Source organism: Mucilaginibacter sp. NFR10 (assembly GCF_900100445.1).
Lineage (GTDB): Bacteria > Bacteroidota > Bacteroidia > Sphingobacteriales > Sphingobacteriaceae > Mucilaginibacter > Mucilaginibacter rubeus.
On record NZ_FMTV01000007.1, the window covers coordinates 259979 to 286029 of the forward strand.

A 26051-nucleotide genomic window follows, 5' to 3' on the forward strand; every position below is an offset into this window, starting at 1 on the left:
AATCAGTTGCAGGTTATTTTTTGGTTAAAGCCACTCTTGGGCTATTGGTTTGGGAGCCAAATATATAGGCCGGTAAGGCCACAAAAGTGAATAAATAGGGTACCGAATGTTTAATTTAAAAGAAAATACAGTGCTAGTGACTATAATCTTGAATACTATAGGTATAATCCAAGATAAAATGTAACGAAAATTATTATCAACTAAGATTAAGGCCTTACTGAAGTAATTTAAACAAAACCAATTCGTTTTACTCCTTTAAGTTGTAAATAATATTAATTTAGTAATATCATTAATACCTCAACCTTCTTTAAATGATTAGCAAGATAGAAAAGACAGCCGCGACCATGTCTGTAGGCTCGCCGCTACAAAATTTCGAGTTTTATACTTCCATTACTTTATTAACGGCAGTGGTAATTTTTCAAATCAGGTCGTCAACGAAAAAAAAGAAGCCCTGAATATTATTTGAAGTACTCGTAAGATATTTATAAAATATAGAGTAATAAATGTTGCTCACCAGCAGGCAAATAAATATGCGTGCAGCTTAATTGAACTGCCGAAAATGAAAAGAAGACTGTAAGAGGCTTAGCTTTGCAAATTAAATAACAACCCATACCAGGAATACATCAGCAGGTGTACTCATTTAAAAGTATCACCTGCTGATGTATTAAAATGAGCTAACTGAAGGCTTACTAAAGTTTAACTATATTGATGAAAGCAACATCGTTTTCCCTGACAGGAAGATGCTTTAACACCTTACCTGATGCATTTACTGTAATATCCTCATGCCAGATGGCTGCACCACTATTTTCCTTTTTTAGCTTGTCAACCTGTGCTTTTGTCAGTTGATCAGGTTTATTGAAAGACAGGTACGTGGTGTATGGATCATTTACCTTATATCCCGTTTTATAGATTTCCATCCGATATTTGCCGCTGGGCATACCGGATATTACCAACTCAACCTCTCCTTTTGATTTAGCAGGTAGGTCGCGGACATAGTAAGCCTGGTTATTGACAGAATCAGGCAAAGTATAAGTGTAATCCCAAAGCAACACCTGAACATCCCCTTTTTTATTTTTACAAGCCCAGGAGGAGCTATCCTGATCTGTTATTTCCGTTTCACCCAATTTGTTTAAAAAAGAATAGGCAAAAAAAGCCGGCTTCTTTATCCCCTGAGTATTGAGTAAACCGAAACCTCCGTGGAATGGCGTAAACCGTGGTCCGGCTTCTTCAAAGATGTCAGTGAACGTCCAGTAAGACATGGAATTGGCTGCAGATCCGGTTTGCTTCAATTTTTCAAGTATATATGCAGCTTCGTGATAGCTATCGTGTATGGGATCTGACGGAGTATAAGATGAGCTCCATTCAGTATAATGTAACTCGAGGCCCGGAATTGTGGAGTTTTCTATTTGCTTGCGTGAATTCCGAACATCACCGCTAACGCTTCCTTTGTTTTTGTCAAGTACGGTACCGGTTGAACCGTACTCGTCCAAAAAGCCTTGTTTTACACCATAAGCATGGGTACTTATAAAATCAATAGGAACTGAATTTTTGCTGCAAAAATCTATCAAGTCAGGTACCCATGCCGCACCGGCAGTAGCCGGCCCTCCTACTTTATAGGCTGGGTTTACACTTTTTATCGCTTTCGCACTGTATTGATACAATTTAAAATAGTCATCTTGCGAACCGGTCCAAAAACCATCTTTGAGGTTCGGCTCATTCCAAACTTCAAAATACCATTTTTTTACTTCGTCAATTCCATACCGCTCGGTAAAATGCCGGGTAAGGTTACGGATCAAACCTTCCCATTTACTATAGTCTTTCGGGGGTGTTACATTTCCTCTCCACCAAAAAATTGTTTTATTACCACTTGCCAGCGCTCCCGGCATAAACCCCAGTTCAACAAACGGTTTCATGCCTATACTTAAAATATAATCATATAAAGCGTCAACGTATTGGTAATTATATTCCGGCTTACCATTCCTGTCTTCCCGGTAAACAGCCATATCGTCTGTAAGCAGGCCATGCATCCTGATATATTTAAAACCACATTCCTTTTGTACAGTGGCCAATTGTTGCTGCCAGTCGGCCCGCAAGCCTTCATTTGCACGCCCTGCTCCTACACATAAATTAAATGACGTATTAAAACGTCCTTTTTCTTTTTTAAAATCGATGTTAATAACCCTTTTAGCTTGATTTGCTTTTTCCGGGCTGTTACCCTGAGCAAAAACGTTACTAAAAAACAGGCTTCCTAAAATAATGGGTAAGATTTTCATATTGATTTTTATATCTCTGTTTACAAGACTTGTCTGATAATTATTACGTGGGATACAATATTAGTACGCAGCGATAAACGAAGCCAAACAATATTATATCAGAGGCGGCAAATTTATGTTGCACCACGCTCCTTATTGTTGGTAAATAGGGATACAAATGTTAATTTTCAAATGATGGAGTCTGCAATAACCCGCGCCGGTCTCTCCAACAAGTTTTAAAGTTGGTATTATTTTCGCATTTATTAGCACTTTTCGGCGATTTCACCTTCAAATTTCAATGTCAATAGCTGTTCTTAAACGCCTCTCTTTTACTTTTTTTGAGAATATTGTCGGCTCTGCAATGGCATTTCGCCTTCTATCATTGACGAAAATAAGTTTAATCAACTCATAATCAATTAGTTAATTTCAATTAACATTTGTACCCCCATTTGTAAACAATCGATTGCGATTTGTCATCTAATTTCATCCTCCATAAAGCGGCATATCTTCTATACCGATGCCGTAGTCTGATGCCTGAACAAAGGGACAGATGAGATAACCAATTTTATAATACCTAATTTAAACTAAGCATTATGCCAAAACGCGTACTTATTAATGCCTGTGCCATTCACGAGGCAGCCCATTAAAAAAATCAATTCAGGATTTATTGTAAATATCCCGTCCGCATTACATCGGTATACTTCTGTGTAAACATACCGATGCTGTCCCCGACTCCAGTTCCACAGCGTCAAATGTGAATATGACAGGATAAATCAATGTCCGAAACCAATCAAATAAACAAACCAAATAACCAAACAATTATGAACCCCAATTAACATGGAAAAAGATTTACGAAAAAGATTAAGACATGTAGTACTGCTGTTTACAACTTTGTTGTTGTTAAACCTTACAGGTTACGCACAAAGTGTTAAAATTACAGGTAAAATTACCAGTGCAGACAATAATCAGCCGCTGCCCGGTGTAACCATTAAAGTAAAGGATTCGCCAACAGGCACATTATCTGGTGCGGATGGCAGCTACAGTATCAATGCAAAAAATGGGGATGTGCTGATTTTTAGCTTTATAAGCTACAATTCCCAGCAAATATACGTAAGCTCATCTACAGTTATAAACGTAGCTCTCAAACCAGCAACCAGCGACTTGAACGAAGTTGTTGTAATTGGTTATGGTACCAGGAAAAGACATGACCTTACCGGTGCTATATCATCAGTAACAGCGGCAGACCTATTAAAAGCACAACCTACCACATTTGACCAGGCCTTACAGGGAAGGGTAGCGGGTGTAGTTGTACAACAGGTATCAGGCCAGCCCGGTGGTGATGTTAACGTGCAGATCCGCGGTTTGGGTGGTTTTACAGGTGCTCCTCCGCTATATGTAATCGACGGCGTACAGATCCCGCCGAATGGGCAATCGGCCATTCCCGGTAATGGCACCAACCCCTTATCCAGCATCAACCCTTCAGATATAGCTTCGATAGATGTGTTAAAAGACGCTTCAGCTACCGCTATTTATGGTTCGCAGGCATCTAACGGTGTGATAATTATCACCACTAAAAGAGGTACCGCGGGCCCGCCGCTTATTAGTTATGATGGCTACCAGGGCTGGCAGAAATTGCCGAAATATTATGATGTAATGGATTTAAGGCAGTATGCTACTTTCATGAACGAAAAATCGGCAATTATCGGTTATGACATGCGGCCGCAATTTGCAAATCCGCAATACCTGGGTGCTGGTACTAACTGGCAAAAAGCGCTATTCCGTACAGCACCTATGCAAAACCATAATTTAGCCATCAGCGGTGGTGATAACAGGACAAAATATTATATATCAGGCACCTATTTTTCACAAACAGGGATAGCGTTAGGCTCAGATTTTAAAAGGACTTCGGTAAAAGCAAATATCGATAATAAAACCACCGATTGGTTAAAGGTTGGTATCAACTTGAATATGGCGCATGTGGCCGAAAATGTTACCACTTCCAATACAGGTGTGATCTTGCAGGCGCTTAATCAAACGCCCGACGTAGCTGTAAAAAATCCTGATGGCACATGGGGTGGTAATGATCCCAATATTTATGGTGCGGTGGGCACTAACCCGTTTGCGATAGCAACTATTGTAAAAGATTTTAAAAGCCGCTACCAGTTGTTTAGTAATGCCTATGCAGAAATCCAATTCACCAGGGATTTAACCTTGCGCAATGAGGTTGCCGGAAATTTTGACTTTGCAACTGAAGATTATTTTAACCCAAGCTATGTTATGGGCGCTTACACCAAGAGCAATAACAGTGGTACTGCTTCAAGCGCGCAAAATTTCTATAACTCAATCTCGAATTATTTAACCTACCAGCACACATTTGCAAAAAAATATTGGGTAAACGTAGTGGCCGGCCATGAAGCCCAGTTGCTTAAAAATAGCGGCATATCGGCTACCCGAACCAATTTTGCAAGTAATAACGTACAAACAATCAGCAGCGGCGACGCCACAACTGCAACCAATACCGGTGTTAAAGGACAAGGCGCTTTAGAGGCCTATTTTGGCCGGGCTAACTTTACTTATGACGACCGCTATTTGTTAACCGCAACCGTACGTCATGACGGTTCGTCGAAATTTGCTGAAGCCAACCGGTGGAATACCACATACTCAGGTGCCCTTGCCTGGAAGATTAACCACGAAAGCTTTCTTAAAAGTGTAAAAACGATTAATGATCTTAAGCTTAGGCTCGGTTACGGATTGGTAAACAATCAAAATATTGCTGAATATGCTTATGGTTCAACTCTAAGTACAATATCCACCGGTTTATCGGGTAATTCGCAAATAACTACTACAACTGGTAACCCGAACATCAAGTGGGAAACTACAAAATCATATAACCTTGGTTTGGATGCAACTGTGTTAAACGGCAGGATCAGTTTAACGGCAGATGTTTATTACCGCAAAACCAACAACCTTTTGCTTAGCCTTACCTTACCGTATTATTCAGGCACATTTGCCGCCGGCGGATATTCACCCGGCGCAGTGCAGGCGCCATATGTAAACGTTGGCGCGGTAAGCAATAAGGGCTTCGAATTTTCACTTAATACACAAAATATCCGGTCAAAATATTTTAACTGGAGCACCAACATCAACTTTACCCGAAATATTAACAAAGTACTTGCATTGGTTGACGGCACCCCGGCAATCTACGGATCTGTTTCCAAAACTGTTGTTGGCCGTTCAATCGGCGAATTTTACGGATACCAGGTGCTGGGTATTTACAAAAACGCCGCCGACTTTGCAAAATACACCGCCTTGCCCCAAAATGGCAGCGGTCCTATACCTATAACGCCAGGCTCAGGTGGTGTTTGGGTAGGTGATGTTATTTTTAAAGACATTAACGGAGATGGTAAAATTGATGCAAACGATCAAACCTTTCTGGGCTCGCCCATGCCTAAATTTCAATTTGGCATCAATAACAGCTTTAGCTATAAAAATTTCGACCTGAATATTTTTATGGCCGGCAATTATGGCAATAAAGTTTATAACCAGTTAAAAGTTAACGGCGATAATCCAAATCAAAACTTTGGTTATTTCCCATCTGTGTTTAACTATGCAAAAATCGGGTTGATTAAATCGACCGGTTCAAGTTCGGATATTAATAACGTATACATTACAAACCCATCTACAAACATTACGCGTATTAGCCAGGCAAGCGGTAATGATAACCAGCGTTTCTCTGACAAATACATAGAAAACGGGTCGTTTTTAAAGTGCAAAAGCATCGCTTTAGGATATAGTTTTTCAAATAACCTTTTAAATAAGATTAAATTAAAATCATTGAGGGTATATGTCAACGTAACCAATGTGTTCACCATTACCAAATACACCGGCTACGATCCTGAGATTGGCTCATGGAACCCATTAGCAGCCGGTATCGATAATGGATATTACGCTCAGCCGCGTGTTTACACATTTGGCCTCAATTTATCCCTAAACAATTAAAATCAAGATTTATGAAACGTATTAAAATAAATATAGTCTTGCTGGTTATCGGTATAATTATGATAAGCAGCTGCAAAAAAGATTACCTTACCCGCCCCCCTCTAACCGGTATCACTACTGATAATTTTTATAAAAGCGGTTCGGATTTAAGATTGGCCACAGCTACACTTTACGCGCAGCCCTGGGCTACCTGGAATAACTTTCCATTGCTCGGTATCGGAGATATCATGAGCGGCAACATGTTACAGCCGTATAATGGCGATCTTGTTCAGCTTACTACCTTTTCCATCACGCCGCAAAACGGAACGCTAACATCGGCATGGCAAAGCTTTTTTAACGTTATAGCGCATTGCAATATCAATATTAAAGCCATTAATACCAAAATGCCCGATAGCGTAGCCGTAAAAAGTAAAACAGGCGCTCTTGGTGAAATCAGGTTTATACGTGCTACTTCTTATCTTTATCTTGCCCAGCTATGGGGCGCTGTGCCAATTATAGAAGATAACGACAAGTTGATAGCTAACCCATTGGTACCTCGCCATAAGCTTGAGGATGTATATAAGTTTATTATCAATGATTTAAGATATGCCGTTGCCAATTTACCGCGAACTGACCAGCCTGGCCGTGTTACTACGTGGTCGGCCCAGGGTATGCTGGCAAAAGTTTATTTAAGCAGAGCCGGTTTAAATCAAAAAGGCTCACGTAATCAGTCTGATCTGGACAGTGCTGCGTACTACGCCGGGAATGTTTGCAAAAGCAGCGGTTTAAGCCTTTTACCAAGCTACTACAATCTTTTCAGGACCCAGTATAATGACAATTCTGAATCACTATTTGCCTATCAGTGGGCGCCTGGCGTACCTTACGGGCAAGGTAATTCCATACAAGCCCAATTTGCACCAAGCGGCAGCATCGTTACAGGCGGGGGCGGCTGGGGCGGGGCGATTGGCCCAACAATAGATCTTGCAAACCAATATACTACTCAGGACTCGGTACGCCGTAAAGCCACATTTATGCTTACCGGCGACAAATACCGGGAGCTTAACGCGGCAGGCGGAGGTTACACGGCAACCGGCGTAAACGTCAAAAAACACATTGTTGGTACCGCCGCTGATAATAACTCACCAACTATGGACCTTTGGTCATCTATCGAGCATAATGCGGTATTACGCCTTGCCGATGTGTACTTAATTTATGCCGAAGCCCTATTAGGCAACAACGCATCTACAACAAACGCCGATGCATTACTTTACTTTAACCAGGTACGCAGCAGGGCCGGTGTTGATATTGTCACCGTCCTAACTCCTGATATTATCAGGAAAGAAAGACGGATTGAACTTGCATTCGAAGGCCAGTACTGGTTTGATCTTGTTCGTCTTTCTTATTACGATCCACAGGAAGCGATTAAGATACTTCATTTGCAAACTACCCCTACTGATAATCCGGATCCTAACAAGAGATATATACCCCGGTCACAATTTAGCTATGATCCGGCCACCGGAATTAAAACAGCTTCAAATAACAGCCTGATCATAACCCCGCCAAGCGCAAATACATTTACACTGCCTATACCGGCAAATGAGCAAACAGCAGATCCTAAGTTATTGGAGGCGCCTGTACCTTATTATTAGTAGTATTCTGAATCATTTGATAATTCTTAAAATCATGAAAAAATTAAATTATTATATCAAAAGCTGCCTGCTGGTTGCCCTGCTTGCTGCAGTGGTTTGTATGCAGTCTGGCTGCAAAAAGGATAATTCGTCATCATCAAAAGGGACCCCGGTAATTACCTCTATCCGTAATTATGTGGCCCATCCCGGCGATTCGCTTTTAAGCAGCGTGGGTACAGGCCAATGGATAGTTATTTCAGGTAAAAATTTAAAAGGTGCACTTGCTATCAATTTCGATGGCGTAAAAGGCTCGTTCAATGATGCCTGGTTTTCTGATACCAGCGCTATTGCCCTGATCCCGGCAGTTATCGCGTTCCCAACAATACCTTCAGATAAACTGAATACCATACAATACATAACCAATCACGGTCAAACCACGTTTTCGTTCCCTATTGTTCCCCCCGCCCCTACCATCTCGGGAATTTCTAATGAAGACGCTAATCCTGGTGATTCGGTTAAAATAAACGGCCTTAGCTTTTTCTTTGTTAAAAGTGTTAATTATGGCGGCATTGACATAACCAGCTATAAAGCATCAAATGACGGTACGTTCATCAGCCTGGCAGTACCTGCCGGCTTAACCAAAGGGCCGGTAACAGTATCCACCAAATCGGGGAAAGTTACGACTACTTACAATGTGCACGATTTTGTAACCGGTGTATTAAACAATTATGATAATATAAATAATTTTTCGTGGGGATCTGGTACATCCGATAATTCTGCCGGCTACCCTGGCAACACTGGCTATTATGGGATAATGAAAGCATCTAATGTTTCTGCGGGCGACGGAGCCTGGTGGACTGACGGTCATTCAATTAATATAAACCCGGCACAATGGGTGCCTAAAGCTAACTTAACAGATACCTTAAGCCATTATGCCGTAAAGTTTGAAATATCGGTGACTAAGCCATGGACAGACGGTTCAATCAAAATTCTAAAAGATTATGGAAGTTACACGGCGCTTTATCGCCCGTGGAATACAGCTTCCGGTTCAAAAGTCGCGTTTACTACAAAAGGCTGGCAAACAGTTACTATTCCGTTTTCAAGTTTTATAAACGACAAAGGTTTCCCTGCCGCAACACTTACAGATTTTCTTGGTTCAACCGGTGCTGGCGGCATCGAATTCCAATTTATCAATGACAGTTCAAACACAATCCAAACTTTTGAGGTGGCTATTGATAATATCAGGGTAGCAAGAATTAAATAAACGAGAGAGTTAGTTGATTATAAATGAATGCGCGGGGTCTTAACAGGCTCCGGCATTTTTTTAGCTGATGCCTGGATATAAAACTCTGAAAGCTGAGATACGGAGAAAACTCCGGTAAAGAATTTAATATAACTGTTCATAACCTGACAGCAGTTTAAATTAAAAAGTAAAAGTTAGTTGAATAAGTGAATGCCTGGGGTTGTAGCAGGGCCCCGGCATTTTTTAACGACATAAGCTAACAATGTTATGTGCGGTATGAAATTTAAAAACTATTCCGCATACATCAAATGACCATATCATAATTGTTCCAATACTTACCTAACCCAATAATCGCATGCAAAAACAAACAAAGAATTTATTACCAACCAGTTAAAAAATGAAAAAAACATTTTTCTTAAAACCAGTATTTTTAATAGCAATCGTATTGATTTCGTTTTTTTCGTGTAAAAAAACGAATAATGCACCGCCGGAACTTACCGTAAACCAAACAGCAATAACTTTTACACCTCAGGGCGGTACGCAGGATTTTTCTATTTCCTGTAATGCAACATGGAATATCGTTAATTCAGGCTCTACCTGGCTGCAGTTAAGCACCACCTCGGGCAACAGCGGCAGTATCGTCATTCATATCAAAACGTTATCAGAAAACGGTACAGGATCAACACGTTCCAGTACCTTGACCATAAACTCCTCAAACGGACAGGCACGAACCTTAAAAGTATCTCAAACATCTAACCTTTTTCCTAACTACAATACATCGCCAATAGCTCCTGATGCAACCGGGATGAGCAGTAACGCTGTTCAGCTTGCCGCGAAAATAAAATTGGGTTGGAATATCGGCAATACACTGGAAGCTTCTGGCGGCGAAACGGGCTGGGGCAATCCGCTAATCACTGAAGATTATGTAAAATTTGTAAAACAGCAAGGCTTTAATGCTATACGCCTTCCCTGCGCCTGGAACATGGGCCATTTAAGTAACCCGGCAACTGCGCAAATAGATCCAAACTGGATAAAAAGGGTAAAAGAAGTAGTAGGGTATTGCGTAAGCAATGACATGTACGTTTTGCTTAACATCCATTGGGATGGTGGCTGGCTTGAAAATAACATTACCCAAGCCAAACAAGATTCAGTTAATGCCAAACAAAAGGCATTATGGGAACAAATTGCAACAGCTATGCGCGATTTTGATGAACACCTGATGTTTGCCAGTGCCAATGAGCCCGCTGCAGATGATGCTGCGGCAACGGCGATACTTTCTACCTATCATCAAACCTTCATTAACGCAGTTAGATCAACCGGTGGTAAAAACGCCTATCGTGTATTGGTGCTTCAGGGCCCTTCTACTAATATGGAGAAAACGAGTGATTTCATGACCACTCTTCCGCAAGATCAGGTGACAAACAAGCTGATGGTAGAAGTACATTACTACTCTCCATTTCAGTTCTGCTGCCTGCTGGACAATGATGCAAGCTGGGGTAAAATGTTTTATTATTGGGGCACAGGGCACCACTCGGCTATTGAACCTGAACGAAATGCCACCTGGGGCGAAGAAAGTGATGTCGATGCCTCATTCAACCTAATGAAAACAAACTTCGTTGATAAAGGGATTCCTGTTCTTTTAGGCGAATATGGTGCCTACAGGCGTGACAATACTGCGCATGTCCCTTTAGATTTACCGACACACGAGGATGCGGTAGACTATTGGAATTTTTATGTTACAAAACAAGCGAAAACACGTGGCATGCTGCCATTTTACTGGGATACAGGCGGTGCCCTGGATAGAAGAAATTATACCGTAAAAGATCAGCGGACGATAACCGCTATTAAGCAAGGCGCAAATTAAAAAAAACGCCCGGGGCTTCCACTGACCCCGGGTATTTTTTTGTCGCCATCTAATCAATAATGAACTCAACTGAGCTCATTATTGATTATTCATTTTGTTGCGTCATTAACCGTTTTACTATCTACAAATTGTTCAAAAGATATTATGCTGTCGTTTTCCAATTGCCATAGATGCGCCACGCGCGCTTTAAAAAATTTGTTTGTTTCTTTATAGGTGCCGCTATAGGTACCAAAGGCAACTACTTTATCGCCGTCAGCAACATAATCCTCCGGCGTAAACTTATAATCGATCCACTCGGTAGCCAGGCGGTAAAATACATTTTGAGCAATCGCTTCAAAACCTATATAAGTGCCGGCGAGAGGAAATCCCTCGGCCTCTGTCCAAACAGCATCAGGTGCGAGAAATTTTTGAAGGTTTTTACCATTCTCTTCCGAAGATTTGCCTTCGTAAGTGCTCTTTACAATTTCAAGATTTGTCATTGCTTTTAATGTTTACCATTTCATTTCGCCTGTATTTACTTTAGCTCCAATCTGAAGTGCTATATCAAACTTAAGATCGGGATAATGGTTTTTTATAGCAGCAATCAACTCCGCTGATGTTTTATTTGCTTTCAGGGCTTCTTCGTAAAATAAAAGGTAGTTTTTAGTGTGGGACACTGACGCAGTATCGAAAGCGAAATACTGATCAGTATGGGCAGGAATTACAATAGATGGTGCCAGAGCAGTAATCTTATCCAGGATAGCAATCCATTTACCGCGGGCATCGGGCGTTTGTGCGTCGGCTGTCCATAGGTTGAAATTGCTGCCAAAAATATTAATGCCCCCTATTACAGCTTTTATAGAAGGGATCCATACAAAAGACCTCGAAGGGAACTCTTCAAGTCCGTATATTTCAATTTTTTCGTCATCCAATTCAAATGAACCATCCTTTAGCAATTGCGGCAATACCACATTTTTGGTAAGGGCATTGCCAAGGCGGCCTCCCCAAACGTCAAGCTTTTTTTGCGAGGTTGCTTTAATATGTTCAATAGTTGTATCATTTGCATAAACTGTGACTTCAGGAAAGTACCGTTTGAAGACCTCTAATCCAAAATAAAAGTCGGGATCGGCATAACTGATATAAATTAAAGATAATTTCTTACCCGAGTTTTTGATATGCTCCGCAACAACTTCCGCCTCGGCCAGGGTAAACTGGGCATCGATGAGTATTGCTTCCGTCTTCCCCGAAATAATTGTTGATGTTACGCCAAAACTGGTTTCTGCTGCAATAAATACATCAAGTGTAAGATTGCCTGATTGAAATTGTTTAAATTGCGGTGCCTGCGTTTCCATAGTTAAAAACCTTTTGTTAAACCTTGTTAATTAATAGAATAAACAAAGGTACCCATGGCTAAAACGAAAAACATTGAACAAGTTCAACAAACGCAAAAATACAGCTACTTCTCCTTTGCCAGTTTATTACGGATTTTGCTCAAAAACTCATGACTAATCCCCAGGTATGCCGCTATTTGCCTGTTGGATAACCGGTTGTATAAATCCGGGTACTTCGCTAAAAAATCCTGGTATCGTTTATCGGCCGTTTTACTCAAATTATCGATCATCCTGCGCTGCAAGGCTACATGCGTTTTCTGCGTCATGATACGGAACAGCTTCTCAATGGCAGGGAAATGCTCATAAGCGAGGTCCTTGTTTTTCCGGGAAATGACCAGGACTTCACTATCTTCCAAAGCTTCAATAAATAAATTTGACGGTTTTTGGTTAGAAAAACTGTCTATATCAGCAATCCACCAATCTTCGGGCGCAAAATAAAGAACTTGCTCAACACCTTTTGCGTCCACATGGTAAACACGAAAAAGTCCTTTCAGCACAAAACCTTCATGAGCACAAATTTGTCCTTCTGATAGAAAATAGCTTTTTTTCTTAAACAACCGGGGTTCAAAAAGATCATGAAACTGTTGCAGTTGATCTTCGCTGAGCGAAACGTGCCTGGCGATGTTATTACGCAGTAGTTGGTTCATAGAATATAATTAATAACACAGCACAGGAGAAAGCTAAGTCAAAGCATATTATATGACAACCTTTATACACCTGATATTTACTTTTCCATCTTCAAATACATTTTTAAATTAACAAATCTTCTATTAATTTACAGATAACGCGGTTTGATTTTTATAAAAATAAATATGGTAAAGAGCTGCTCATCGATTGCTTTAACGTAGCGAAAATAGTAGATCGAAGTTTATCATTGCAGGAATTGCACGCAGCTTCCTTTTAGTCTCCAGAAAAAGACAGGCCCTCCTGTTGAAGCAAAAGGGCCTGTCTTTTAATTTATTTATCTTAAGCCGATTTCCCTTAATCAGCAAGCTCAATCCTAAAACCTGATACCTTCCAGTCGGGCAAGTTTACGGGCTTTTTGATAACAAGTGCATCCGCTACCTGCTGCCATTGTATTTTTTCTTTGCTGCCCAAAAGTTTCACGGAGCGTATTTTTTTGATGTTTATTACCGACGATTTACCAAGCGATTTGATTCGAATATCCGCGGTGGGGGTGTCAAGCAGAAATGCATATAACTTATTGCCATTGCTGGTGAAACGGATATCTTCAGCAGTGTATTTCATCCGGTCTTCATTAAAGTTATCGGATTTAACTTTCACTGCGTTTTCCGGGCGTTCTCCAAATTTTTTCCATGGTCGTGATCCGTAGATCCCTTCGCCATTAGCAGCCGTCCATTTGCCTATCTCATCAAGTGTATTCAACATATCGGGCTCTAAATCCCCCTCGGGTGTTTGCACAATGTTTATCAGCAGGTTACCATTTTTACTTACTATGTCTACCAGCATTCTTATAATATCAGTTCCGCTTTTGTAGGTTTGGCCGGTACGATAAAACCAATCACCTATAGAAGTATCCGTTTGCCATGGATACGGGCTGATTGAATCCTGAACGCCCCGTTCAAGATCCTGTACCCACATACCCTGCGAAGGTTGCTTGCAATTATACACAGCGGTGAGCTGCCCATTGTTGTAGGCGACATTTCCGTTGTAAAAATTAGCTAACATGTCACGGCCAATATCCCCAAACGGGAAGCCGCCATCTGAATAAAGCAGGTCGGGGTGATAAGTATCTACCAGTTCTTTAATAGATTTATACCAGGTACGCTGCCATTCAGGATCTGTAGTATACCAGTCGCGATCATCGGCTTTCGCTTTCGGGTGATATAAGTCAGCATAAGCTGGATCATTCGCATCGTATGGAACACCCTTGTAAGCACCGGAGGTATCGGCATTATGTGAAGGCTGGTACCAGGTATAGCTTGCGCCCAAATGCTCCGACACGCCAAATTTAAGACCGTTCTTCTTAGCTTCCTTCTGCCAAATGCCAACCACATCTTTATGGGGGCCCATTTGTACGGCATTCCACCGGTGCAGTGAAGAGTTCCATAAAAAGAAATTATCATGATGAGTGCCCATGCTAACAAAATATTTTGCCCCGGCTTTTTTATATAGCGCCATCAATTTCGCCGGATCCCATTTTTCAGCCTTCCATAATGGTATGATGTCTTTATAACCAAACTTTGACGGATGCCCGTAATGTGCAACGTGATATTTATTTTGTTCGCTGCCCTGAATATACATGTTACGGGCATACCAATCACCCTGGCGGGGCACGGCTTGCGGCCCCCAATGCGCCCAGATACCAAACTTGGCATCTCTGAACCACGCAGGATACTGGTATTGTTTAAAAGAAGTATCCGAAGGCTTGAACGGGCCATTGTTAACGGACAGCTCTTGTCCGCGCAGCATCAACGACATCCCGGACAGGACGAAGCTAAGCGCGAAAATCTTTTTAAGGTTAGTTATCATTTTTTCAGGTATTTATATGTAAACAGAAAAATCTATCGCAGTTCGATAAATTCGGGCTCATACGGCGCAAGCGAAAAACTTCCGGCATAGTCTTTATCAAACAATATACTTTTAGATGCGTGTTTGGGGTCGATAGTCTGCGGCTTACTGGTTAAATTTAAATAAAGTATATGCTTACTGTCAATAAATCTCGCCATAACCCCTTCCGGTACTTCAGGGCCTTGCTTCAATGAAAACGAATCAGTAAGGCTATCAATTAAAGGATCTATTAATGCGGATTTAGCCGGGAGCCCAAGGTATATAGCAGTGCCCCTGCCATATTTGTTTGTAGTTATAACCGGGTAGCTTTTATCTAAACTGGTTATGCTGCCAAGCACTTTTGCACCCTGCGGATGAATGACATCAAAACGGGCTGATTCAGTTTTAATGTTCTTAGAACCGAAACCAACCTCTATATCCTTGTTTTTAAAATTTTTTGGCGAGATCTCGTTAAAATTTTCGGTTTCTTCATACCCGGAAACACGGATACCGAAAACATCGCTTAACAAACCCGGATGAGTTGCAGAAAAAACCTTTCCTGTTTCATTTGTAACCGCGGAGTTGGCCGTCATGATGACAGTGCTGCCGTTATAAATAAACTCCCTGATCTTTCTTGCGGTTACTGTGTCCATAACCGTAACACCCGGGATTACCAATAATTTATAGTTTAGCGGGCTTTTGGTAATTTCAACCACCCGCGTATCTATGTTCTTTCTAAAAAAAACATTAAAGCATTCGGCTAACTGTGCATCGTGCCTTTCGGGAAAGGCGCTGCTTGCTGTTTGGCTTGGGAAAGAAAATGCCAAACCCACATCTGCCTTAACTTTATAAGGAAAAAACTTTTCGATTTTCTTAAACTCGGATGCTATCTGCTTGTATTCGTCATATTTCCGGTTTACTCCGCCGTCCCAGTCCATCATGCCTTCCAGGTATTGCTCTTCACCGCCATGCATGCTTTGCCAGGTCCAGCCGCAAACCATTTGATTACCGTACATCAGTGAAGCGTAAGCTGATTTTCTGATGGAGTTTGGAACCGCTGTCATTGTTGTAAATTCTGTACACCAAAAGGGATTTGTACTCTCAAATTGGATCCTGGCGATTCCAAATGAGGCATCCATCAATCCGTAATTATTCACCAACGAGTTTCCAGGGTAAAAACCGCAGCCTTCTCGTGTCATTTTTCCTGAATAAGCAATTTGTGAATAATCAAAATAACGCTTATCGCTGTAATACCACGCGTTTGTATTAACAAATGCTTTGGGGGCATTAGTGTTCACTTTATCAATCACCTTCAGCAGAAATTCATTGATCTCATCTGATTCAAACCGGCGGAAATCCAATACTCTTTCCGGCGGCCCGCTGACATTGCCCGATGCCGGTAAGCCAACCTCATCAAACTCATTAATTTTTCGCGACCAACGCTGACCTGCCCATGCAATATTCAATTGCGCTATGGTTTTATATTTCTGTTTCAACCATTCAATAAACCGTAACCGGGCCTGTTCCGAATAAGATATCGGCCCGTCTCCCGACTCGTTATCAATGCCAAAAGCAAGCAAAGCCGGATGATGACCATATCTCTTTGAAAGCACATCGGTATATCTTACAGCATACTTTTGATATTCAGGGTCGCCAATATCCTCCATATACCGGTGGTTAGGATATAACCTGTTGCCCGAGGCATCGGTGACATTTATGGAAGGAATTTTATGCTGCAACCAGATGGGGGCCGGACGTATGGCGATATCCAAAATTACCTTGATACCGGCTTTATCCATCAAATCCATTACGGTATCGAACCATTTGAAATCAAAGTTCCCTTCAGAAGGTTCGTAGCTATCCCAAGCCAAATGCCCCATTCTTACAACCCTGAAACCGGCGTTCTTCATCAGTTGAATATCACTTTTCCATTTTTCTATATTCTTATCATCATGCGGGTGATAGTTGGTTCCAACAAACAGTTGCTGAGCGTTTAACCGTAAGGTAAATAGCAGCAAAAGCAGAATTGGAATGTATTTCATTCTTCTCATATTATATTAATTTTAGCCACAATATAGCCGGGCATTCATGTTAACTCTTTTTATAACCTCCTATTTGTTGCACATTTCCACCGGGTCAATGTGTGAGTGCTTTAACAGTTATGGTTGCTTCGGATAAACTTGCCGAACTAACGGTAAGCTTAATATCGCCGGCATTATGAGTGCTCCTGATTACCACCATGGCCCGGCCATGCCAGGCTTTGCGCGAATTGCCTATATATGGGTCGGTGTCCTTGACATTCGCATTATCCACTCCGGCTATTACACCAGGCCCTTCAATTTTAAATTGAAGTCGATCTGATGCGTTTGGTTGTAGTACGCCATCCTTATCAGTGATTTCAATTGAAACATAGGATAGGTCCTGCCCATTCGGCAATAGCTGCCTACGGTTGGCAATGAGCCTGATTTTAGCAGCGGAACCTGAGGTTTGCAGCGTAGTTGATTCAATTTCTTTATCATTTTCAACGCCCACTGCTTTGAGGGTCCCTGGCGTATAGGGTACCGAGAAAGTAGCTTTAAACTCCTGATTTACTGTTGTAGACTTTTCGCCGAGAAGTTTGTCATTGAAGTAAAGTCTTACTTTGGGATATTTGGAATATACGTCTACGTCTAATTTTCTGCCCTCAAAGCCTGGCCATGTCCAGCTTTCCCATGTAGGCCATACCGACCACCAGGTTTCTTTGATTTCCAGTGGTTCGGGCTTTGGTTCGCGGACAGCCATATACAACTTTTCCTTATCGTTGTACAGCATGCTGCGGTAGTGCGATATCGGCTTTCTCCATCCGGTTAAATCTATATCTCCGCAATACGCGCCATGCCACGGAAAGAAATCGTTTTCCCAATGCTCCCCGGGCACATCGCCCGAATAATACCAGCGGCCAATTCCCGATTCGCCTAAGTAATCTATCGCTGTCCATACAAAATCACCAATGATATAATTGTTGTTTTGTACCAGCTTCCAATTGGCAAAAGCATCCCGCGGGTATGATTCAGTCTGAAAAATAACACGGGAGGGCACCCTTTTATGATCTGCGGGAGCACCCTGCAGTTGATAATTATAACCGCAAACATCGTGAGCTGCCATAAGCGGATCTAAAGATTCCCAGTCGTTACCCCATTTTACAATCGCGGATGTTACCGGTCGTGTTTTGTCTATACCTTTCACAGTGCCCGCAAGCATTTTAGCGGTCGTAACAGCCTCCGGTTTGTTCCTTTCAACAACCTCATTACCAATACTCCACATAAAAATTGACGGATGGTTCCTGTCGCGAAGCACCATTGTTTCAAGATCAATTTTCGACCATTTATCAAAATATACCGAATAGTCGTGTTTGTTTTTACCAACCCTCCAGCCATCGAAAGCCTCATCAATAACTAACAAACCTAATCTGTCGCACGCTTCTAAAAAAGCTTCGGACGGTGGATTATGAGATGTGCGCACGGCGTTAAAACCGGCAGCTTTCATCAACTCAACCTTACGTTCTTCGGCCCGGTCAAAAGCAGCGGAGCCAAGGCAGCCGTTGTCATGATGGACACATCCGCCGCTAATCTTCACCGTTTTACCATTAAGCTGGAAACCATTTTCCGGCGTAAACTTTATTGAGCGGATGCCCAAAGTGGTCTTTGTCTCATCTATTTTTTCATCACCTTTTAATACCTGGGTTTGAGCCTGATATAAATGAGGGGTTTCCGGTGTCCATAATAATGGCTTCGATACTTTTATAATTTGAGTAACCTCTTTTTCGCTGTGTGCCGGTAACTCTACCTTTGTTGTATTATTTCCCGCATCTTTAAAGCTTCCGGACAGCAACCGGGTGGCAACTGCGATGTGCTGCGGAAAGTCGGTTTCATTTTTTACAGTAGCCTTAACCTGTACAGAAGCTTGTTTTGAAGAAACTTCGGGTGTTGTGATAGCTACTCCCCAATCGGCTATGTGCAAGGGATTGGTAACATCCATCCACACATGGCGGTATATCCCGGAACCACTATACCACCTGCTATTTATTTGCTGTGAATTATCCACACGTACGGCTATCACATTGTCTTTGTTAAAATCCAGGTAAGGCGAAAGATCATACCTAAATGATGAATAACCATAAGGTCGGATACCAAGGGATTTACCATTGATAAAAACCTCCGAGTTCATGTAAACGCCCTCAAAATAAACCGAAACGTTTTTTCCTTTCCACTCAGGGGCTACCTTGAACGTTTTTCTGTACCAGCCAATACCTGCCGGGAAATAACCACCTGCACCTCCTGTTGGATTTTTGAGGCTTACGCTCCCTTCAATGCTCCAATCATGCGGCAAGTCAAGGTTACGCCAGGCATTATCATTAAAATCCCGTAACCGTGCCAACGAATCATCGCCCAGGCTAAATTTCCAATTGTAATCAAACAAATGTTTTCGCCCGGAGCCAACCGAAGATTGGGCAAAACTTAGAACACTATAAGCCAAAAGCAAGATGACTATTGTTATTTTTTTCATAAAAGTAATATGCTTATTTAACTGCAATTTTTGTTTTGAGGATAATATTACGGGATGAATTACCTAATTCAAGAACGTATTCGCCGGCTTCAGTGTTCCAACCTTTTTTTGCTTCATCATAAAATGCCAGATCTGCAACTTTCACCTGCATTTCTATCGTCTTTTTTTCGCCGGCCTTTAAAAATACCTTTTTAAAGGCTTTGAGCTCTTTTTCAGGGCGCTGTACCGAACAAGCCGGATCATTCACATACAATTGCACAACTTCGGCACCACTTCTTTCACCTGTATTTTTGATCGTAAACTTCGCATGAATTATTTCGTCTATTTTATAACTTGATTTATCTGTAGAAAGCTTGCTGATTGAAAAATCAGTATAGGAAAGGCCATAACCAAATGGGAACAGCGGCACTATATTTTTAGTATCGTACCAGCGATAACCAACCAATATTCCTTCTTTATATTCGGCTGTGAAATTATCGCCTGGATAGGTGTTCAAATTAAATGCCGGTGAATCATTTAACGAAGCAGGAAAGGTAAACGGCAGCTTACCCGATGGGTTTATAGTTCCCTTCAACACATCGGCCAGCGCATTGCCGGCTTCTGAGCCGTTAAACCATGACCAAACAATAGTGTGATTTAACTTCTTGACTTCGTTCAGGTCAAATGGCGCGCCAGCCATTACTACAATAATGGTATTGGGATTAACGGCACTTACGGCGTTAACCAAAGCCTGCTCGCCAAAAGGCAGTTCCAGGCTTTTGCGATCATGGGCTTCACTTTCATATTCACGGTTTGAACCAATACACAAAATGGCAACATCACTGCTCTTTGCAAGCGCTACGGCTTCATTAATCAGGTCCTGATCAGGTTTATTATAGTCACCATTTTGTTCAGCAGTTTTACTCGCCTGGTACTTTGCCCTGTAACCCTGTGCAAACCTGATATCGGCGGTTTTACCGAACCTTGATTTTATCCCCGCTAATGCGGTAACCTCATATTTAGCCTTTACACCCGCGCCATATCCTCCTAACGCGAAAGTACGTACGGCATTATCCCCTATAACAGCGATGCGTTTGATCCCACTTGTTTTTAACGGCAATAATTGTTTATCGTTTTTCAACAGAACTATGGATTCTGAGGCGATATCATAGGCGGCTTTAGTGTGCTCCGGTGTTGCGATAGCGCCTTTTAGATGGTTGGTACTCATAGATGTATGGTACATGAGCCATAAAATCCTGCCCACTTTATCGTCAATAGTTTTTACTGAAACTTGACCGGCTTTAACAGCGGCAAGCAATGGTTTGGCCAGATACCATTGATCATAAGGTCCGCTTGAACCCATTTCAATATCCAGACCGTTGTTTGCTGCCGCGACAGTATGATGCGTGCCTGCCCAGTCAGACATAACTACGCCTTTAAAGCCCCAGTCTCCTTTTAAAACTTTGTTTAATAAATACCCATTTTCAGAACACCAATAACCATTTAACTTATTATAAGCCGACATAACGGTATAAGCATTGCCCTGCTGAACGGCAGCTTTAAAAGCAGGGAAATAGATTTCCTGCAAAGCCCTTTCATCAACCATTGTATTTACACTATCGCGGTTAAGCTCCTGATTATTGGCGGCAAAATGTTTAATACAGGCCGCCACATGCTGACTTTGAATCCCTTTTACCGATTGAATGGCCAATTGGCTATTTAAATAGGGGTCTTCTGAGTAATATTCATAAGTACGGCCGCAAATGGGCATCCTGCAGATGTTAAACGCAGGCGCAAGCATCACATTTTTTTTACGGGCATTCGCTTCCTCTCCTATCACCACACCGTATTTATTGGCCATTATAGGGTTCCAGGTAGCAGCTATTGCCGAACCATTGGGTAAAAACGTAGCCGAATCGGTTGTCCAGTTAGCCGAAGCCCAGTCAAAACGTTTTATTTCTTCGCGCACGCCTAATGGCCCATCATCACATGTCAATTCAGGGATACCTAAACGGGGCACACCTGCCGAAGAAAACAAAGCGTTGCCATGCAACATTTCTATTTTCTCTTCAAGTGTCATCTTTTTGATGATACTATTGATCTTTAATTTCAGGGCTGCCTCATTTTTGTTTTGTGCGGATACGCCACTAAACAAAAAAAGCGCGATAATACAGGTAATTATATATTTCATAAACATTATTTCTTCAAATTCTTTGTTTAACATTATTTATCAGCAGCTGTAATTTCAATAGCCGACTGCTTTAACCCCGGCGAGATTGCCTTCAAAACTATAGTGCCCGGCTGCCCGGTTGACTGAACAATAACCTGGGCATAACCACTAAAAAGTTTTCGCTTATATTGCTCTGCAGAGTAAACCAATTGGATAAGGCCGGGATCGGTATTAACGCTCGCCCAGATGTTTGCTTTAAGCAGGGGGGTAGCTACAATTGCGATGGTATTGTTGCCGGGGTGCAGTAATGAGGCTTCCAGTTTAAATTCGGTGTTCCCATCGCCTGCCTTGATTTCGTGCCCTATTTCCTTACCATTGATGTAGATGTTTTGAACTTTGCCGATATTTTTACTAAATAAAGTAGCCGTTGCGGGTGCCACATCAGCAGGCATAGTGAAACCAGCCCTGTAAACTACGGCTTTTACTTTTCGGCCAAATTCATCGTCCCTGGTATCTTTAAAAGCATTTTGCCAGCTACTATCGTCATAATCCGCTGCAACCTCGGCCTTTGCATTTAAATCGTCGACAAATTTCTCTTTGAAAGCGCCTATGTTAACAAGATCGATCCGTTCTAAATATTGATCCGCCTCCAGCGATGTTGCATCGCCGTTGCCCACTCCAATAATTTTACCGGGGCCTGTAATTGAAAAGCTCAGCTCATTTTGGGCGGTTGGCACCCGCAAGTTGTTTTTGTCATCGGCCTGTACGGTAATTATGGCAATATCTTTTTTATCAGCCTTAATCGCTTTGCGGTTGGCTGTTAACTTAACCTGATTTGGCGTAAGCGTAGTTTTAACAATATCATTACCGGCTTTAATGCCTTTTTTGTACCCTACAGCTTCCAGCGTCCCGGGCTCATATTTTACCTGCCATTCGAGGTGTCCGTTCGGCTCCATAGTTTTTTTGCCGAGACTTTTTCTGTTTAGGAATAGCTCCACCTCGTCGCAATTGCTATATGCGCATACTCTTATTTCCTGGCCTTCTTTACCTTGCCAGTTCCAGTGCGGCAACAGGTGCACCACTGTCTGGTTAGTCCACCATGATTTTAAATAATAGTAATCGTCCTTTGGAAAACCACAGGCATCAATCATTCCAAAATATGATCCTACTGAGGGCCATCCAAACGGCGTTGGTTCTCCCCGGTAATCAAAACCGGTCCAGATGAACATGCCGGCCAGGTATGGGCGCGAGGCATAATGTTTCCAGCCTTGTTCCAGGCTATAAAAAAAGTCGTTTTGTTTTCTGTCATATGCCACAAGCTGGTGCTTGTCCATATCATCCTCGTAAATCCCCCTCGAGGCAACTGTCGAGCCCTCTTCGGTACCCCAGCTAAATTGATTCGGATATTTTTTATGTTGCTCATCGGTATTTTTGGTAGCAACGTAGTTATAGCCGAGCACATCTATTACCGTTGATATCCCGGAGCCGATGCCGCCGCTTATAGCCGCGGTGATGTAACGTGTTGAATCAACCGATTTGGCAAAAGCCTGCATAGTGGCTGCTATCCGCGCCCCGGTAATGTTACCTTCAATGCCCCATTCTTCATTCCCTATCGACCAACTGATGATGCTGGGATGGTTACGGTCGCGTAGGATCATCCTTTTCAGGTCATTTAGTTGGGTGGATGTCACACCCATTAAGCGGTTTTCATCGATAACCAGCATACCTAACCTATCGCAGGCGTCAAGCAATTCGGGCGTTGGCGGGTTATGCGAACAACGATAGGCATTACAGCCCATGCCTTTTAAAGTCCTGATTCTGAAATCCTGTAAAGCATCGGGCATTGCTGCACCAACGCCGGCATGGTCCTGATGATTGTTTGTTCCCTGTATTTTTACGTGTTTGCCATTTAGAAAAAAGCCCTCGTTAGCGTCAAATCTTATGGTTCGGATCCCGAACGTTGTTACGTAACTGTCTATGATACTTCCATTCTCTTCAACTGTAGTAATCAGCTTATGCAAATAGGGTGTTTCTAATGACCAGAGTTTTGGATTGCTAACCGTCAAAATATTTTTAATATCCTGCGATGCGAAAGGCTTCAACGTAAGCCCGGTAGTCGTTTTCGTCGCAAGGGCTTTGCCACTATCATCAATAATTGTTTGAGTTATATTAAAACTTCTTGTTTTTTTGTCGTCATTGTTGATGGTAGCCGTTGCCGTAACATCGGCCACATTGCTTTTTACCGCTGTAGTAACGAACGTTCCATCGGGCACGATGTGAACCTGGTTTGTTTTGTTAAGCCACACATGGCGATAGATGCCCGCGCCTTCATAAAACCAACCTTCTTCCATAGTTACATCCGCACGTACGGCTATAACGTTGTTGCCGCCATAGTTTAAATATTCTGAAATATTATATTCAAAGCGATTATAGCCGCTGGGTTCGGTGCCTAAGTAATGTCCGTTTACCCAAACTATACTATTTCGGAAAACGCCATCAAACGCTATGGATATACGCTTACCAAGGTCGGAAGCCGGTATAGCAAAGGTTTTGCGGTACCAGCCCACGCTTGCCTCGGGGAAGTTACGGCCAATAGCTTTCGATCCGTGACTGAAACTGCCTTTCGGGCTAAATGGCTGTTCAACTGCCCAATCATGCGGAAGGTCGATCTTACGCCAGCCCCTGTCGTCAAATTCTGCCGATGCGGCGCCATCGCCATAACCAGTTTTGGCCAAATAGGAGAACCCGCCGGTCCCGTTATAGAAATCTTTAGAAACATCGTATGCATGGCCCAAAGCAAAGCGCCAGTCATTATCAATAGATAAATGTTCGCGTTTTGAAGCTATTTCAGGGGATTGGGCTATAGTTTTCCCTGTAGTAGCGAATATTAAAATCAAAAAATACAAAAAGTAGCTTGGTTTCATTTTTTTAAACAAGGTTTGGTATGAGCGTCTTATATGACAATCAGCGGATTTATTATCATTGCAAAAATTTTTAATTTGCACCCGCTACAAGGGCATTAATTGTGCGTTGATCAAGTATTTTATTATTTCGTCTATCCAGGGCAATACCTGTATCCCAAAAAAATGGTTTAAGGCCGTTGGCTATAGCTTGTTGGGTTGTAAACTTTATCCAATAATCTACAGCATCATTGTGTACCGCCAAATCTTTAGGGGCAGTTCGTCTGTAAGCGCCATATTCTCCCATCACAACAGGGATTCCTTTATCAACGAATTTTGTTTTCATGAGTTGGAATGTGCTCTTAACCTCAGCCTCTTCTCCATAAGTTGGGTTTCTCGCAGAATCCGATAATGAGTGGTGCCCGTTCCCCCAATAATAAAACATGCGGCCCCATGGTTCATCTTTTTCCATAAGGCAAAAATTAAAGGGAGAATAATAATGTACCTCAACCATTAACCGGCCTTTTACCTGATCGGTTGGCAGAGATGTCATAAAATGACTTGTTTTTTCCATGTTAGTAGATGGGCCCTGCAGTATCAATACACGGTAGGCGTTTTTACCACCGGTTGACCTAACCGCGTTAATAAAAGTTTGATGATAGGTAGCAAGTATTGCTGTTGCCGCGGCATCATCTGCAGCCGGCTCATTAGCGCTGGCAAACATCAAATGTTCGTCAAAATCGCGCATTGCTGTTGCAATTTGTTCCCAAAACGCTTTTTGTTTAGCGTTAACAGAATCCTGTTTTGCCGGGGTAATATTATTTTCAAGCCAACCGCCATCCCAGTGAATATTGAGCAACACATACATATCGTTTTTTACACAATATTGTACTACCTGTTTTACGCGGTTTAACCAGGCATCCTGTATTTTGGCAGTTTTTTTATCTGAATATTGATCCCAGGCGCAAGGGATACGAATAGCATTAAACCCGCTCCGCTTAACCAGTTTGATATAATCTTCTGTAATTAAAGGATTGCCCCAGCCGGTTTCGGCGCCGGGCGCTTCCATTGTGTTACCGATGTTCCAGCCTAATTTGATGTTTGCTGCCTGTTGCACAGCAGTGTTATCCATTCCCGTTTTATCAGGAGCCTTGGGCGAAATATTGTATGAGGGATAAATTGTTCTGGCAACGGCTGTATCCTTCATTGCCATTTGAGGACTATTGCAATAAGCGGCCTTGAGCGGAGAAGCCATCGAAAAAATAGCAGCAGTACACCAAAGTATACGTTTTAACATCATAATAAATTAAGCAGGTTTGAAAATTGGCTTAAGCAATGCCCAACTTTAATTGCGTTTTACAATAAAGAAACATTGAATTACGCTGCTAATCTAAATGCCGGGGTGCAATCGATTGTTCACAAATGGGGACACAAATGTTAAAACCACATATTTTGCTTATTTACAGCATGTTAAAGTATATTCACACCCAATAATCGGTCATAACTGAAACAGATGTTGTACTAAATTTAACAAAAAGACCCAAAAAGCATCAAGTTAAACCAATAGCAAAATCAGGTAAATCGTTTTAAAAAATAAAAAATGCAATTTCC

At 42.0% G+C, this 26051-nt stretch carries 14 protein-coding genes; 4 read left to right on the forward strand and 10 right to left on the reverse strand.

Annotated elements, in window-relative coordinates:
- Positions 1-689: 689 nt before the first annotated feature.
- Entirely contained in the window at positions 690-2273 is a 1584-nt protein-coding gene (locus tag BLP33_RS22040; RefSeq protein ID WP_090533180.1) for a GH39 family glycosyl hydrolase, read from the reverse strand.
- Positions 2274-3089: 816 nt separating this feature from the next.
- Here BLP33_RS22040 and BLP33_RS22045 point away from each other — a divergent pair.
- The 4 genes from BLP33_RS22045 (at position 3090) to BLP33_RS22060 (ending at position 10965) form a co-directional block, all read left to right on the forward strand.
- The gene (locus tag BLP33_RS22045; RefSeq protein ID WP_090533182.1) at positions 3090-6251 is read left to right on the forward strand and encodes a SusC/RagA family TonB-linked outer membrane protein; all 3162 of its coding nucleotides are present in this window, start codon (positions 3090-3092) and stop codon (positions 6249-6251) included.
- An 11-nt stretch (positions 6252-6262) separates the two neighbouring features.
- On the forward strand, positions 6263-7879 hold the full coding sequence (locus BLP33_RS22050) for a RagB/SusD family nutrient uptake outer membrane protein (RefSeq protein WP_090533184.1): 1617 nt from the start codon (positions 6263-6265) through the stop codon (positions 7877-7879).
- 34 nt (positions 7880-7913) lie between these two features.
- Positions 7914-9122 (forward strand): glycan-binding surface protein, encoded by a 1209-nt coding sequence (locus BLP33_RS22055; RefSeq protein WP_090533186.1) that lies wholly within the window; start codon positions 7914-7916, stop codon positions 9120-9122.
- 376 nt (positions 9123-9498) lie between these two features.
- Positions 9499-10965: a cellulase family glycosylhydrolase gene (locus tag BLP33_RS22060; protein WP_090533188.1), complete on the forward strand. Its 1467-nt coding sequence runs from the start codon at positions 9499-9501 to the stop codon at positions 10963-10965.
- An 89-nt stretch (positions 10966-11054) separates the two neighbouring features.
- Here the strand turns inward: BLP33_RS22060 and BLP33_RS22065 are convergent, their stop codons facing one another.
- From BLP33_RS22065 to BLP33_RS22105, 9 genes are all read right to left on the reverse strand, one after another.
- Entirely contained in the window at positions 11055-11444 is a 390-nt protein-coding gene (locus BLP33_RS22065; RefSeq protein ID WP_090533189.1) for a nuclear transport factor 2 family protein, read from the reverse strand.
- A gap of 12 nt (positions 11445-11456) precedes the next feature.
- Complete coding sequence (locus BLP33_RS22070; RefSeq protein WP_090533191.1) at positions 11457-12296, reverse strand: MBL fold metallo-hydrolase; 840 nt, start codon at positions 12294-12296, stop codon at positions 11457-11459.
- A 104-nt stretch (positions 12297-12400) separates the two neighbouring features.
- Positions 12401-12982, reverse strand: coding sequence for a Crp/Fnr family transcriptional regulator (locus tag BLP33_RS22075; RefSeq protein ID WP_090533193.1), 582 nt, complete (start codon positions 12980-12982; stop codon positions 12401-12403).
- Positions 12983-13316: 334 nt separating this feature from the next.
- On the reverse strand, positions 13317-14828 hold the full coding sequence (locus BLP33_RS22080; protein ID WP_217633209.1) for an alpha-L-fucosidase: 1512 nt from the start codon (positions 14826-14828) through the stop codon (positions 13317-13319).
- Between the two features lie 32 nt (positions 14829-14860).
- Positions 14861-16897, reverse strand: coding sequence for a beta-galactosidase (locus tag BLP33_RS22085; RefSeq protein ID WP_254780222.1), 2037 nt, complete (start codon positions 16895-16897; stop codon positions 14861-14863).
- An 85-nt stretch (positions 16898-16982) separates the two neighbouring features.
- Complete coding sequence (locus tag BLP33_RS22090; protein ID WP_090533197.1) at positions 16983-19391, reverse strand: glycoside hydrolase family 2 TIM barrel-domain containing protein; 2409 nt, start codon at positions 19389-19391, stop codon at positions 16983-16985.
- A gap of 13 nt (positions 19392-19404) precedes the next feature.
- Positions 19405-21561, reverse strand: a complete 2157-nt coding sequence (locus tag BLP33_RS22095; RefSeq protein WP_090533409.1) for a glycoside hydrolase family 3 C-terminal domain-containing protein — start codon at positions 21559-21561, stop codon at positions 19405-19407.
- Positions 21562-21593: 32 nt separating this feature from the next.
- Positions 21594-24464, reverse strand: coding sequence for a beta-galactosidase GalA (gene galA, locus BLP33_RS22100; protein WP_090533199.1), 2871 nt, complete (start codon positions 24462-24464; stop codon positions 21594-21596).
- A gap of 70 nt (positions 24465-24534) precedes the next feature.
- Positions 24535-25740, reverse strand: a complete 1206-nt coding sequence (locus BLP33_RS22105; protein ID WP_217633210.1) for a glycoside hydrolase family 5 protein — start codon at positions 25738-25740, stop codon at positions 24535-24537.
- Between the last annotated feature and the right edge of the window lie 311 nt (positions 25741-26051).